This window comes from Phenylobacterium sp. (genome assembly GCF_036264965.1).
GTDB lineage: Bacteria > Pseudomonadota > Alphaproteobacteria > Caulobacterales > Caulobacteraceae > Phenylobacterium.
On the sequence record NZ_DATAPY010000069.1, the window covers coordinates 16,640 to 29,448 of the forward strand.

The following is a 12,809-nucleotide window of genomic DNA, read 5'->3' on the forward strand; positions in this document are numbered from 1 at the left end:
TCGCGGAGGAACCATGGTCGATCACGCCACCGTCCGCCGGCTGGCGATGGCCCTGCCGGAGGTGATCGAAACCTCGCGCGGCGGCGACCACATCGCCTTCGAGGTGGCCGGCGGCAAGGGCCTGGTCTGGAGCTTCATGCTGCGGGTCCATCCGAAGAAGGCGCGCGTGCCCGATCCGACGTCGGTGGCCATCCGCTGCCTGATCGAACGCCGGGAGGTGCTCAACGCGGCCGCGCCCGATCGCTTCTTCGAGGACGACCACTACCGCGGCTATCCGGGGTGCTGGTGCGGCTGGCGGCCATCGATGAGGACGAGCTGACGGCGCTGCTGAAGGGCGCCTGGCGGCTGTCCGCCCCGAAGACGCTGCTGGACCGGCTGCCGCCGGACGAAGATGGTCTCCGATCGGAAATCTGGTAAGTGCGATCCAACTAGGTGACGCTGGCGTCAGGCTGATTCAGGGGATCCGGAATATGAAACGTCGTATCGCTGCGGGCCTGATCGCCGGCGCTGTCGCTCTGGTCGCGCCCGCCGTCACTTCAGCCCACTTCATCCTGCAAACGCCGGCGTCCTGGATCGAGGAGAACCAGCTCGGCGACCCGCAGAAGCTCGGGCCTTGTGGTGGGACGACCGCCAATCCGGGGAAGCCCACCGGCGCGGTCACCGAGGTCGCCGGCGGCGAGCTCCTGCGCATCAAGGTCAAGGAGACCGTCTACCACCCGGGCCACTTCCGTGTGGCGCTGTCGGTGCTCGACCGCTCGGAGCTGCCGCCGGACCCTGAGGACGTGACCAAGGAAGGGCCGAACGGGAAGCCGTGGTCGGTCTCCGGCAAGGTCGATCCGAACCCCAAGCCGCCGGTGCTGACAGACGGCATCTTCGATCATCACACCCGCGTGCCAGGCCAGGAGTTCGACACCTACGTCAAGATTCCCAACATCAACTGCGATCATTGCTCGCTGCAGATCATCCAGTTCATGGAGGAGCATCCGATCAACCCGGATGGACGCTTCACCTATCACCACTGCGCCGACCTGAAGGTCACGGCCAATCCGCGCCTGCCCATCGACGCCGGCTGGCCGGGTCAGACGAAGACCAAGGCCAAGAAGAAGGCCAAGGCCAAGACCTGATCCCCACTCAGCCGAAGCCTGACATGTCGGGGCGGCGGCCGTTCCAGCCGCTGACCTTCTCGAAGGCCGCGCCCAGGGCGACGACCGTCGCTTCGTCGCGCGGGCGGCCGATGATCTGCAGGCCCGCCGGCATGCCTTCGCCGGTGAGGCCGCAGGGCACGCTGATGCCCGGCAGGTCGAGGTAGTTGGCGGCGCGGGTCAGGCGGCTGAGCGGCGAGGTGGTCTCGTCCACCTTGTCCATCGGAGGGCCGGGGATCGGGCAGGTGGGCGTGGCTAGGCCGTCGTAGGCGGCGAGCCAGGCATGGAACTCCCGCTGGTCGACGGCCCGCTGGGCCTGCGCCTCGGCGAGGCGGTCGTCGGAGATGTCGCGGCCGACCTCGAAGCGCTTGACGATCCAGGGGTCCATGACCTTGCGGTGGCGCTCGATCCGCTCGCGCCATATCCGCCAGCCTTCGCCGGCCATCAAGAGGCCGTTGGGGGCGAAGCTTTCGTCCAGGGCCTTGGGCGGGCGGACCATCTGCACGGTGACGCCGGCCTTCCTCAGCTTGTCGAGGGCGGCGAGGTAGAGGCGGCCCACGTCGGCGTCCACCTCGCCCAGGTGGTCTAAGGGGATCGCGGCGACGCGACGGCCCTCGACCTCGCCGGTCAGGGCGGCCTCCGCATCGAAGGGCCCGCGATCCGCGGTCGCGCCGTCCGGGCCCGAGATGATCCCTAGCATCCGCGCCGCGGTGGCTACGTCCTTGGCCAGGGCGCCCACCGTATCCAGCGACGGCGCCAGCGGATGGACTCCTTTGAGGCTGACCAGCCCGCGCCCGGCTTTCAGGCCCACCACGCCGCAGGTCGCCGCCGGGATGCGCACGGAACCCCCGGTGTCGCTGCCCAGGGCCGCGTCGCAGAAGCCGGCGGCCACCGCCGCCGCCGAGCCGGACGAGGAGCCGCCGGGCGCCCTGTGGACCTTGGCGTCCCAGGGGTTCCAGGGCGCGCCGACCGCGCGGTTGGTGCCCCAGCCGCCGTAGGCCAGCTCGACCGTCTGGGTCTTGCCGATCGCTCGCCAGCCGGCGGCGAGCAGCTTGTCGACGACCACCGCGTTGGCCGTCGGGTTCTCGGCTAGCGGGACCTGCGCCCCGCCGCCGGTAGGGACGCCCTGGACGTCGAACAGGTCCTTGATGGCGAAGACCGGTCCGGAACCATCGCCCCACGGCGGGTCGAAGACGCGGACAAAGGCGTTCAAGCGGCCGTCGTAGCGGCGGATCCGGGCGAGCGCGTCGTCAGGCGTCATGGAGGTTCCTTAGCGGAAGAAATGACTATCGCCGCTATGGCGTCAGGAAACCAGATGACGCACGCAAGCCTCTGTGGCCATCGTTGAGGTCATGACCGCACCGATGCCCGACCAGCTCCGCACCACCATCCGGTTCCTGGGCCGCGTCTTGGGCGATGTGATCCGCGCCGAGGACGGCGAGGCGGTGTTCAACCAGATCGAGGAGACCCGTAAGGCCTCGGTCGCCTTTCACCGGGAGGGCACGAACGCCGCCGCCAAGGCCATGGCCGAGCGGCTGGGCGCGCTCAGCCTGCCGGACACGGTGCGCTTCGCCCATTCCTTCGCCTGCTTCCTGCAGATCACCAACATCGCCGAGGACCAGATCCAGCGCCGCCGCGGCCGTGGCGGGGACAGCCGCCCCGACACTCTGGCCGGGGCGATCCGTACCTTGGCCACCGAAGGCGTGGGGCTCGACCGAGTGATCGACCTGCTGCAGGGCGCGCTGGTGGCGCCGGTGATCACCGCGCACCCCAGCGAGGTGCGCCGCAAGAGCGTGCTCGACCGCGTGGGCGCGATCGCCGACGACCTGGACGCCTATGAGCAGGCCCGGACCGAGCTCGAGCGCGCCGCCATCGAGCGCGAACTGAAGCGCCAGGTGTCGATCTTCTGGCGCACGCGGCTGCTGCGTTCGGTGAAGCCGGGTGTCGAGGATGAGGTCGAGAACGCCGTCTCCTACTTCGAGCGCAGTTTCCTGCCGGAGCTGCCGCGGCTCTACGCTCATTGGGTCGAAGTCCTGGGCCATCCGCCAGCGCTGAACAGTTTTCTGCGGGTCGGTTCCTGGGTCGGGGGCGACCGGGACGGCAATCCATTCGTGACCGCGGACGTCATGCGGGCGGCCTTGGCGCGGCAGGCCCGCGCGGTGATGACCGACTACCTCGACGGGGTGCACGCGCTCGGCGCCGAGCTGTCGCAGTCGGCGCGGCTGGCCAAGGTGAGCGACGAACTTCAAGCCCTGGCCGGCCTGGCGCATGACGCCTCGGCCCAGCGGGCGGACGAGCCCTACCGCCAGGCCCTGACCGGCGTCTACGCGCGGCTGGCGGCGACCTATCAGCTTCTGGTGGGCGAGGCGCCGGCGCGGCCGCCCGCGGTCCACGCCGAGGCCTACGGCTCGCCCGACGCTTTCAAGGCCGACCTGGAGACGGTGTTGGCCAGCCTGATCGCCAGCCACGGCGATCTCTTCGCCCAGGGCCCGTTGCCGGACCTGATCCGCGCGGCCGACACCTTCGGCTTCCACCTGGCCCGCCTGGACATGCGTCAGAATTCCTCGGCCCACGAGCGCGTGGTGGCCGAGCTGATGAAGGTCGCCGGGGTCTGCGACGACTACCTGGGCCTGGACGAACAGGCGCGCCGCGACCTGCTGGTCGCCGAGCTGAGCCACGGCCGGCTGCTGCATTCACCGTTCGCGACCTATGGCGAGGAGACGGTTCGCGAGTACGCCATCCTGCAGGCTGCCGCGGACGTGAAGCGGCTCTATGGCCGCGACGCCATCCGCTCCTACATCGTCTCGAACACCACCTCGGTCTCCGATCTGCTGGAGGTCTACCTGCTGCTGAAGGAGGTGGGCCTGTTCACCCCGGGCGAGGGCGCGGAGCGGCCGCCGACCACGCAGATCTTCGCCGAGCCGCTGTTCGAGACCATCGTCGACCTACGCGCCGCGCCTGAGACCCTGAAGGCCTATCTGGCCCTGCCGCTGATCCGCAAGCTGGTCGAGCCGATCGGCCTGCAGGAGGTGATGATCGGCTACTCGGATAGCAACAAGGACGGCAGCTATCTGACCTCGACCTGGGAGCTCTATCAAACCTCCCGCGCCCTGGGCCGGGTCGCCCGCGACGAGGGGCTGCGCCTGCAGCTGTTCCACGGCCGCGGCGGCGCTGTGGGCCGGGGCGGCGGCTCCAGCTTCGAGGCGATCCTGGCCCAGCCCGGCGGCACGGTGAACGGGCGCATCCGCATCACCGAGCAGGGCGAGGTGGTGGCCAACAAATACGCTGATCCCGAGCTCGCCCGACAGAGTCTGGAGACGCTCACAGCCGGCATGGTGCTGGCCTCGTTCCGCGACGAGGCGGGCTCGGTGGTCGCCCAGCCGCACGCCGAGGCCATGGAGGCGCTGAGCCGGGGTTCCATGGCCGCCTACCGCGCCCTGGTCCACGACACCCCGGGCTTCGTCGACTATTTCTACGGCGCGACCCCGATCACCGAGATCGCCGACCTGAACATCGGAAGCCGACCCACGTCGCGGCAGACGACGCGCAGCATCGCGGGCCTGCGGGCCATCCCGTGGGTGTTCTCCTGGGCCCAGGCGCGGACCATGCTGCCGGGCTGGTTCGGCTTCGGCTCGGCGGTGCGCGACGCAGGCGTTCCGATGGCGCAGCTCGCCGAACTTCGCGCCAGCTGGCCGTTCTTTTCCTCGGCGCTGGCCAATATGGAGATGGTGCTGGCCAAGTCCGACATGGCCATCGCCGGGCGTTACGCGGGCCTGGTCGAGGACAAGGCGCTGGGCGATCACATCTTCGGGGAGATCAAGGCGGAGTGGGAGCGCACCTGCGAGGCGCTGCTGGCCATCACCGGCCAGTCGCAGGTGCTGGAGAAGGACCCGGACCTGGCCGCGGCGATCCGCTCGCGGCTGCCCTACATTGACCCGCTGAATCATCTGCAGATCGAGCTGATCCGCCGCCGGCGCCGCGGCGATCAGGACGACGCGGTCAAGGAAGGCATCCACCTGACCATCAACGGCGTGGCGGCGGGCCTGCGGAACACCGGTTGAGCCGGGAGGGGACATCCATGGCGGCAACACGGCGCGATCATCTGAAGCTGGGCGCCGGTGCGCTGGCTGCCCTGGCAATGTCCGGCGCGGCGGCGCATGCGGCGGAGCGCAAGCCCAGGAAGCTGCGCATCCTGATCCTGGGCGGCACCGGGTTCATCGGCCCACACGAAGTCCGCTATGCGCTGAGCCGCGGTCACGAGGTGACGATCTTCAATCGCGGCCGCCAGAAGGAGGACTGGCCAGGCCCGGTCGAGGAATTGCTCGGCGACCGCAACACCGGCGACCTGAAGTCCCTGGAGGGCCGCGAGTGGGACGTCTGCATCGACAATCCCACCACCCTGCCGTTTTGGGTCCGCGACGCGGCCAAGGTGCTGAAGGGCAAGGTCAAACACTACGTCTTCATCTCGACGATCTCGGTCTACGAGAAGAACGACATCCCGGCCGATGAGACCGCGGCCGTGGCAGCCTACAAGGGCGCCGATCCCATGGCCGAGACGGCCCAGACGCTGGCCAAGGACGCGGGGCTCTACGGCCAGCTCAAGGCGGTCAGCGAGGCGGAGGCGCGCCGCCAGTTCGGCGAGCCCGCCACCACTGTCATCCGCCCCGGTCTGATCGTCGGGCCGGGCGATGAGACCGATCGCTTCACCTACTGGCTCGTGCGGCTGGCCAATCCCGGCGGACGCTGGGGCGCGGACGTCGCCGCGCCGGGCGACGGGACCGATCCGGTGCAGTTCGTCGACGCCCGCGACCTGGCCGAATGGGTCGTGCGCATGGCCGAGCAGCGCACCGCCGGGACCTTCAACGGCGCGGGGCCGGCCCGGCCGATGACGACCAAGGCGTTCCTCGACGGCGTCGCCGCTGGCGTCCCCGCCACGCCGAAGCTGACCTGGATCGCCACGCCGTTCCTGCGGGCCCAGAAGGTCAACGCCTGGAGCGACATGCCGGTGTGGATTCCGGGGCAGGGCGAGACAATGGGTTTCCATCGCCGCAGCATCGCCGCGGCGTTGAGGGCGGGGCTGACTTATCGCCCGCTTCCGGTCACGGCGGGCGACACCCTGGCCTGGTTCAAGACCCTGCCGGCGGACCGGCAGGCGAAGCTGCGCTCCGGCCTGACGCCGGAGCGCGAGACGGCGCTCCTGGCCGCCTGGAAGGCCTAGGGGCGACCAAAGCCGTTGAAAGGCATGACCTCCATTTGAGGCATCTGCCGGCGCGTGGCGTCGAGCCTGTGGACCGTCGCCGCTTCCGGAGATCTCGCAGCCAATGATTTGCTTCCGTCGTGTCGGGCGGGGCGCTCGCGTATGAGCGCCTATATCGTCGTCTTCGAGTGGCCAGCCGCCGCGAAGATCGCCGCCCGCACCGAACGGCTCGAGGCCGAGGGCTCTGAGGACGCCAAGCTGCAGGCCGCGGTGATGTACGGCCGCGAGCCGTTCGAGCACGGCCTGCCGTTCCGCTACATGGTCTTCGATGGCCGCGGCGGCCTGATCTTCCGCTATCCCGACGCCGGCTGACGCTTGGCAAGACTGGCGCAGCGAAGGCGCCGGCCATAAGGGAGAGGCATGAACCTCTACGACCTCCTGGCGGGCGGCTTTCCGGCGGATCGATCCCAGCCCGCGTTCCTGATGAGCGACGGCGCCGAGGTGAGCTACGCTGAGCTGGAGGCGGGCGCCGCCCAGATCGCGGGCCACCTGCGGGCGCTGGGCGTAAAGCCCGGCGACCGGGTCGGGCTACAGGCCGAGAAATCGGTCGATGCGGTCATGATCTATCTTGGCGTGCTGAAGGCCGGGGCGGTGTTCCTGCCGCTCAACTCCGCCTACACCCGCCCGGAGGTGGACTACTTTGTCCACGACGCTCAGCCCCGGGTCTTCGTGACCGACGCCCAGGCCTTCCGCGCCGAGGCCGACGCCGCCGACCCGCTGGTCAAAGCGATCGCGCGCGCGGAGACCGACCTCGCCGCCCTGATCTACACCAGCGGGACGACCGGGCGCTCCAAGGGCGCCATGCTGAGCCACGGCGCCCTGGCGGAGAATGCGCTGGCGCTGCACAAGGCCTGGGGCTTCACGCCGGATGACGTGCTGCTGCACGCCCTGCCGATCTTCCACGTCCACGGCCTGTTCGTGGCTCTGCACTGTGTGTTCCTCAGCGGCGCGCCGATGGTCTGGCTGCCGAAGTTCGTGGACGCCGAGGTGATGGCAGGTCTGGCGAAGTCCACGGTGATGATGGGCGTGCCGACCTTCTACACGCGCCTGCTGGCCAATCCCGAGTTCACCCGCGAACGCGCGGCGCACATGCGTCTGTTCATCAGCGGCTCCGCGCCTCTGCTGGAATCGACCTTCGCCGAGTTCGAAGCGCGGACCGGCATGCGCATCCTGGAACGCTATGGGATGAGCGAGGCGGTGATCATCACCTCCAACCCGCTGGACGGCGACCGCATCCCCGGCAGCGTCGGCTATCCGCTGCCGGGCGTGGAGCTGCGCATCGGCGGCGACGCGGAGACCGGCGTCATCGAGATCAAAGGCCCCAGCGTCTTTTCCGGCTACTGGGAGATGCCGGAAAAGACCGCCCAGGAGTTCACCGCCGACGGCTATTTCATGACGGGCGATGTGGGCCGCCAAGATCCTGACGGACGCGTCTGGATCAGCGGACGGGCCAAAGACCTGATCATCTCCGGCGGCTACAACGTCTATCCCAAGGAGATCGAGCTGGTGCTCGACGAACTGGCCGGCGTCACCGAGAGTGCCGTGGTTGGCGTCCCGCACCCCGATTTCGGCGAGGGCGTGGTGGCCGTGGTGATCGCGGCCAAAGACCATTGGGGTGACGAGGCGGCGATGATCGCCGAATGCCGCCGCCAGCTCGCGCCCTACAAATCGCCCAAACGGATCGTCTTCGTCGACGAGCTGCCGCGCAACGCCATGGGCAAGGTGCAGAAGAACCTGCTACGCGACCGGTACGGAGACCTGTTCAAGACAGGCTGATTTCAGGCGAGGGACGGCGATGGATCTGCAGCTTAAGGGCAAGACCGCGGTGGTGACCGGCGGCACGCGCGGCATCGGCCGCGCCATCGCCGATTGCTTCGCCGACGAGGGCGCCAACGTCGCCGTCTGCGCCCGCAACGCCGAGCAGATCGCCGAGACCGTCAAGGCGCTGCAAGGCCGCGGCGTGAAGGCCTGGGGCGAAGTGGTCGACATCGCCGACGGCGCGGCCCTGCAGGCGTTCGTCAGGAGCGCCGGCGAAAAGCTGGGTGGTATCGACGTCCTCGTCTCCAACGCCAGCGCCCTGGTGCAGGGCAACGCCGAGGCCGACTGGCAGGCGATGTTCGACATCGACATGCTGGGCGCCGTGCGCACCTGGGAAGCCGCCCAACCCTTCCTCGGCGCCGCAGCGGCCAAGACCGGCGACGCCGCTTTCCTGATCATCTCGTCGGTGTCCTCAGTGAATTCGGACAATCCGTCGGCCTATGGCGCGATGAAAGCGGCGCTGATCCACTTCGCCAAGGGCGTCGCGCGGCAGAACGCGGCGGCCAAGGTTCGCTGCAACGTCATTTCGCCGGGGACGGTCTACTTCGACGACGGCGTCTGGGGTCGGGTGAAGGTCGGCATGCCGGGCTTCTTCGATCAGATGATCAAGCGCAATCCGACTGGCCGCATGGCCACGCCGGAGGAGATCGCCGCGGCGACGGTGTTCCTGGCCAGCCCCCGCTCGGCCTTCACGACGGGCATCAACATGATCGTCGACGGCGCGATCACCCAGCGGGTGAACTACTAAGGGTAAGCCCATGGAATATAATTATTTTGAACTACGCCTGAAGCGCGACCGGACGGCCCAGAAGGCGGTGGCCGACCACGTCCGCGCGGCGTCGGGCGCCCAGGCGGTCGCGGTGTTCGCCCCTCTGCTGGGCTTCGCCTCCAACCAGGCCCTGGTGTTGACCACGGGCGACGCCGCCGTCGAGGCGGTGATGCGCGCGCCGGGGGTCGTCTCCGCGGAGCGCCACCGGCTGACGCCGACCATCCGGCCCGCCGATGGCGCGAAGCCCGCGGCCATGGGCGTCTATGTCCACAACTGGTTCACGATCGACGCCACCGGCTTCGACGAGTTCGTGAAGCTGTCCGGCGAGGCTTGGCCGGATTTCGAGGGCCACTTCGAGACCAGGATCTTCGGCCTGTTCGCCGCCCAGCCCAGCAAGGACGACCTGATGGAAGGCGCGCGACGCCTCCTGCTGATGACCGGCTACAAGGACCTGAACGAGTGGCAGCGCAGCCGCAATCCGGCGGAGACGGCGCGCAACGCCTTCGCGCGCCGCCGCGACCTGACCCGCGTCTCGCTGGCCCGCGCCACCGTCCTGGCCCCGGTCGGGTAGGGCGGCCGGCGATGGGCGCGCTCACCGGCCTCAAGGTGCTGGACTGCACTCACGTCATCGCCGGGGCCTATTGCTCGATGGTGTTGGCCGACCTGGGCGCCGACGTGGTCAAGATCGAGCCGCCAAGCGGCGAGAGCACCCGCGGATTGGGCGGAACGGGCAGCAGCGCCGCCTTCCGCGCCTTCGACTTCGTCAACCGCAACAAGCGCGCCATCGCGCTGGACCTCTCGACGGAAGCGGGGGCCGCGGTGGTGCGCAAACTCGCCGAGACGGCGGACGTCTTCGTCGAGAATTATCGCCCCGGATCACTAGACCGCATGGGCCTGGGCTACGCAGAGCTTTCGAAGGTCAACCCGCGGCTGGTCTATTGCTCGGTCTCCGGCTTCGGCCTCGACGGACCCTACCGCAACCGCGGCGGCTTCGACCTGATCGCCCAGGCGATGAGCGGGATTATGAGCTTCGTGGGCGAGGCGGGGAGCGAGAAACCCTGCTCCACGGCGGTGCCGATCTCCGACCTTAACGCCGGCCTGTTCGCGGCGATCGGCGTGCTGGCGGCGATCCAGAGCCGGCACGCGACCGGCAAGGGCCAGCAGGTCGAAAGCTCGCTGCTGGAATCGGCGCTCGCCTACACGATCTGGGAGACGGGCCAGTTCCTGACCACCGGCGCGGTGGCCCAGCGCAACGGCACGCGCCACCGGCTCGCCGCGCCCTATGAGGCGCTAAAAACGGCCGATGGGCACATGGTGGTCGGCGTGAACAGCCAGCGCCTGTGGCGGCGTTTCTGCGAAGCGCTTGGCGATCCGACCCTGGTCGGCGAGGCCGGCTTCGAGACGACCGGCGGGCGCATGAAGAACCGCAATGCTCTGCAGGCGAGGATCGAGGCGATCCTGACCACCGACACCTCCGCCAACTGGGTCAAGAAGCTGGAAGCCAAGGGCGTGCCGGCCGGGCCCCTGAACACCATCGCGCAGGCCTGGGACGACCCGCAGATCAAGGCCCGCGGCCTGCTGGCGGAAGTCGGTGGGCGGCCATTTCCTCGCACGCCGATCAAGCTGCACGACACGCCCGTGGCGCTGACCTGCGGGCCAGCCGAGGTAGGCGAACACACCCGCGAGGTGCTGGGCGAGGCCGGATTCCCAGCGGCGGAGATCGACGCTCTGATCGCGAGCGGCGCAGCGGCCACAGAACGGAAAGTGGAGGTCCCCGCATGAGCGGCCAGGTGCATGTCCAGCCGGTCAGCGAGGCCGTCGTCCTGCTGGAGATCGACAATCCGCCGATGAATCCGTTGGGCGAGGCGATGCGCCAGACCTTCATGGCGGCGCTCGACGAGGTTGAGGCGAACGACGCGCTGCGCTGCCTGATCGTCACCGGCAAGGGCCGCGCCTTCTGCGCCGGCGACGACCTGAAGAACACCGGCCCCGGCGGCGAGGATCTGGCCGGGTTCGGCCGCCTGCTGGACCGCCTGGAAGCGACGCGGGTTCCGGTGGTGGCGGCGGTGAACGGCTGGTGCGTCGGCGGCGGGTTCGAGCTGGCGCTCTGCTGCGACATCCGCCTGGCTGCGACCGAGGCCAGGTTCGTCTGCGCCGGGGTGAATGTGGGGCTGATGGCCTCGACCTATCGCCTGCCGCGCCTGATCGGCGTCAGCCGCGCCAAGGCGATGCTGCTGACCGGTCTGCCGCACGACGCCGAGACGGCCGAGCGCTATGGCCTGGTCACCGGCCTGCACGCGCCGGATGAGCTGCGCACCGCCGCCATCGCACTCGCCGAACGGATCGCCAGCCGCGCGCCGCTATCGGTGGAGGCCAGTAAGCGCACCGCCAACCGCGCCCCGGACCTGTCGCCGGAGGAATTCAACGCGATGGCCGCGCCCGAACTGCGCGTCCTGCGTCGATCGGCCGACCACAAGGCTGCCGTCGCCGCCTTCCGCGAGCGCCGCGACCCCGTCTTCACCCGCAGCTAGGAGCGGTTCCGCGTGCGCTATGTCCGAATGCCGATCGAGGTGGAGAGCCCGGAGGAATACGGCTATGCGCGCATCCGCTGGAACCTCTCCGAGAGCTCGGTGGCCGACCAGAAGCTCTCCGATCTCGGCCTCACCATTCCCGACATGCCGCTGCTCTATGGCGAACACCGCGGCCGCGAGCGGCTGCGGCAGCTGATCGCCGCGGACGGCCCGGGGCTGTCCGCCGCCGACGTGCTGGTGACCACCGGCGCGGCCGGGGCGCTGTTCATCATCGCCACCTCGCTGCTTGGACCGAGCGACCACCTGGTGGTGATCCGGCCCAACTACGCGACCAATCTGGAGACGCCGCGGGCCATTGGCTGTCCCACGACCCACATCGACCTCGCCTTCGAAGATGGCTTCCGCGTCGACCTGGAGAGGGTCGCCGCGGCCATCACGCCCACCACCCGGATCGTCAGCATCACCTGCCCGCACAATCCGACCGGGGTGATGCTGAGCGAGGCGGAACTGCGCGGCTTGGTCGAGCTCACCGCGCGCCGTGGGTGCCGCCTGCTGGTCGACGAGACCTATCGCGACCTCAGCTTTGACGGACCCCTGCCGCCGGCGGCGTCGCTGGGCGACCACGTGATCAGCGTCTCGTCACTGTCGAAGGCCTATGGCGTGCCGGGCATCCGCATCGGCTGGCTGATCACCAAGGACCCGGCCCTGCAGGAGGTGTTCCTGGCGGCCAGCGAGCAGATCAGCATCTGCGGCAGTGTGATGGACGAATGGGTGGCCGAGCAGATCATGGAGAACCGCGCCGCGATCCTGGGTCCGCGCCTGTTCGAGATGCGGCGGCGGCTTCAGCAGGTCAGCGACTGGATGGCCGGCGAGGACCGCCTGGAATGGGTGAAGCCCGGCGGCGGGGTGGTCTGCTTCCCGCGCATGACCGTCGAGCCCGCGGGCGGGACAGAAGGCTTCTACCGCCGCCTGCTGGAAGATCACGGCGCCTATGTCGGCCCCGGCCACTGGTTCGAGCAGCCCGACAGCTATTTCCGCGTGGGCTATGGCTGGCCAACGGCCGACGAGCTCGAGGCCGGCCTGGCGGCGATTTCGGCGGCCCTGCGAGGCTAGAGCCCTTCCTACTCAGGTTGGATCAACCTGAGTGGACAAGAAGGGCTCCAGATATAGCCGACGACCCTGTTCTTTCCCGGCTGACTTGGACCAAGTCAGCCGGGACAGGGTCTAGGCCGTCAGGCCGCCGCCGGCTCCGTGAACATCGGCGTCGAGCGGAAGATGGCCTGCTCTTCCTC

Annotated in this window: 13 protein-coding genes; 12 read left to right on the plus strand and 1 reads right to left on the minus strand. The window is 69.2% G+C overall.

Going from position 1 to position 12,809, the window contains the following annotated elements; all coding sequences use genetic code 11:
- Nucleotides 1-13 precede the first annotated feature (13 nt).
- Genes VHS75_RS09690 through VHS75_RS09700 form a run of 3 tightly spaced genes read left to right on the plus strand, consistent with a single transcriptional unit; the run spans nucleotide 14 to nucleotide 1,124 of the window.
- Complete coding sequence (locus VHS75_RS09690; RefSeq protein WP_329638408.1) at nucleotides 14-319, plus strand: MmcQ/YjbR family DNA-binding protein; 306 nt, start codon at nucleotides 14-16, stop codon at nucleotides 317-319.
- Nucleotides 286-417 (plus strand): hypothetical protein, encoded by a 132-nt coding sequence (locus VHS75_RS09695; RefSeq protein WP_329638409.1) that lies wholly within the window; start codon nucleotides 286-288, stop codon nucleotides 415-417. The genes VHS75_RS09690 and VHS75_RS09695 overlap by 34 nt, the downstream gene beginning before the upstream one ends.
- 53 nt (nucleotides 418-470) lie before the next feature.
- On the plus strand, nucleotides 471-1,124 hold the full coding sequence (locus VHS75_RS09700; RefSeq protein ID WP_329638410.1) for an SCE4755 family polysaccharide monooxygenase-like protein: 654 nt from the start codon (nucleotides 471-473) through the stop codon (nucleotides 1,122-1,124).
- Between the two features lie 7 nt (nucleotides 1,125-1,131).
- On the opposite strand, the gene VHS75_RS09705 is transcribed toward VHS75_RS09700, so the two are convergent.
- Nucleotides 1,132-2,403 carry an amidase gene (locus VHS75_RS09705; RefSeq protein WP_329638411.1) on the minus strand — a complete coding sequence of 424 codons (1,272 nt, stop codon included), beginning with the start codon at nucleotides 2,401-2,403 and terminating at the stop codon, nucleotides 1,132-1,134.
- Between the two features lie 91 nt (nucleotides 2,404-2,494).
- On the opposite strand from VHS75_RS09705, the gene ppc reads away from it, so the two are divergent.
- From ppc to VHS75_RS09750, 9 genes are all read left to right on the plus strand, one after another.
- Nucleotides 2,495-5,203 (plus strand): phosphoenolpyruvate carboxylase, encoded by a 2,709-nt coding sequence (gene ppc, locus VHS75_RS09710; RefSeq protein ID WP_329638412.1) that lies wholly within the window; start codon nucleotides 2,495-2,497, stop codon nucleotides 5,201-5,203.
- 17 nt (nucleotides 5,204-5,220) lie between these two features.
- Nucleotides 5,221-6,360, plus strand: coding sequence for an NAD-dependent epimerase/dehydratase family protein (locus VHS75_RS09715; protein WP_329638413.1), 1,140 nt, complete (start codon nucleotides 5,221-5,223; stop codon nucleotides 6,358-6,360).
- A 141-nt stretch (nucleotides 6,361-6,501) separates the two neighbouring features.
- Complete coding sequence (locus VHS75_RS09720) at nucleotides 6,502-6,711, plus strand: hypothetical protein (RefSeq protein ID WP_329638414.1); 210 nt, start codon at nucleotides 6,502-6,504, stop codon at nucleotides 6,709-6,711.
- A gap of 48 nt (nucleotides 6,712-6,759) precedes the next feature.
- Nucleotides 6,760-8,175 carry an AMP-binding protein gene (locus VHS75_RS09725; RefSeq protein WP_329638415.1) on the plus strand — a complete coding sequence of 472 codons (1,416 nt, stop codon included), beginning with the start codon at nucleotides 6,760-6,762 and terminating at the stop codon, nucleotides 8,173-8,175.
- Nucleotides 8,176-8,194: 19 nt separating this feature from the next.
- Nucleotides 8,195-8,965, plus strand: coding sequence for an SDR family NAD(P)-dependent oxidoreductase (locus VHS75_RS09730; protein WP_329638416.1), 771 nt, complete (start codon nucleotides 8,195-8,197; stop codon nucleotides 8,963-8,965).
- Nucleotides 8,966-8,975: 10 nt separating this feature from the next.
- Complete coding sequence (locus VHS75_RS09735) at nucleotides 8,976-9,557, plus strand: hypothetical protein (protein WP_329638417.1); 582 nt, start codon at nucleotides 8,976-8,978, stop codon at nucleotides 9,555-9,557.
- Nucleotides 9,558-9,568: 11 nt separating this feature from the next.
- Entirely contained in the window at nucleotides 9,569-10,768 is a 1,200-nt protein-coding gene (locus VHS75_RS09740) for a CoA transferase (RefSeq protein ID WP_329638418.1), read from the plus strand.
- Nucleotides 10,765-11,517, plus strand: coding sequence for an enoyl-CoA hydratase/isomerase family protein (locus VHS75_RS09745; protein WP_329638419.1), 753 nt, complete (start codon nucleotides 10,765-10,767; stop codon nucleotides 11,515-11,517). The genes VHS75_RS09740 and VHS75_RS09745 overlap by 4 nt, the downstream gene beginning before the upstream one ends.
- Before the next feature lie 12 nt (nucleotides 11,518-11,529).
- Nucleotides 11,530-12,630, plus strand: coding sequence for a pyridoxal phosphate-dependent aminotransferase (locus tag VHS75_RS09750; protein WP_329638420.1), 1,101 nt, complete (start codon nucleotides 11,530-11,532; stop codon nucleotides 12,628-12,630).
- The last annotated feature ends 179 nt before the right edge of the window (nucleotides 12,631-12,809 follow it).

Bases quoted from the DNA above. Each gene is read 5' to 3' on its own strand.
- VHS75_RS09690 (WP_329638408.1), top strand. From the start codon at position 14: ATGGTCGATCACGCCACCGTCCGCCGGCTGGCGATGGCCCTGCCGGAG.
- VHS75_RS09700 (WP_329638410.1), top strand. From the start codon at position 471: ATGAAACGTCGTATCGCTGCGGGCCTGATCGCCGGCGCTGTCGCTCTG.
- VHS75_RS09705 (WP_329638411.1), bottom strand. From the start codon at position 2,403: ATGACGCCTGACGACGCGCTCGCCCGGATCCGCCGCTACGACGGCCGC.
- ppc (WP_329638412.1), top strand. From the start codon at position 2,495: ATGACCGCACCGATGCCCGACCAGCTCCGCACCACCATCCGGTTCCTG.
- VHS75_RS09715 (WP_329638413.1), top strand. From the start codon at position 5,221: ATGGCGGCAACACGGCGCGATCATCTGAAGCTGGGCGCCGGTGCGCTG.
- VHS75_RS09720 (WP_329638414.1), top strand. From the start codon at position 6,502: ATGAGCGCCTATATCGTCGTCTTCGAGTGGCCAGCCGCCGCGAAGATC.
- VHS75_RS09725 (WP_329638415.1), top strand. From the start codon at position 6,760: ATGAACCTCTACGACCTCCTGGCGGGCGGCTTTCCGGCGGATCGATCC.
- VHS75_RS09730 (WP_329638416.1), top strand. From the start codon at position 8,195: ATGGATCTGCAGCTTAAGGGCAAGACCGCGGTGGTGACCGGCGGCACG.
- VHS75_RS09735 (WP_329638417.1), top strand. From the start codon at position 8,976: ATGGAATATAATTATTTTGAACTACGCCTGAAGCGCGACCGGACGGCC.
- VHS75_RS09740 (WP_329638418.1), top strand. From the start codon at position 9,569: ATGGGCGCGCTCACCGGCCTCAAGGTGCTGGACTGCACTCACGTCATC.
- VHS75_RS09745 (WP_329638419.1), top strand. From the start codon at position 10,765: ATGAGCGGCCAGGTGCATGTCCAGCCGGTCAGCGAGGCCGTCGTCCTG.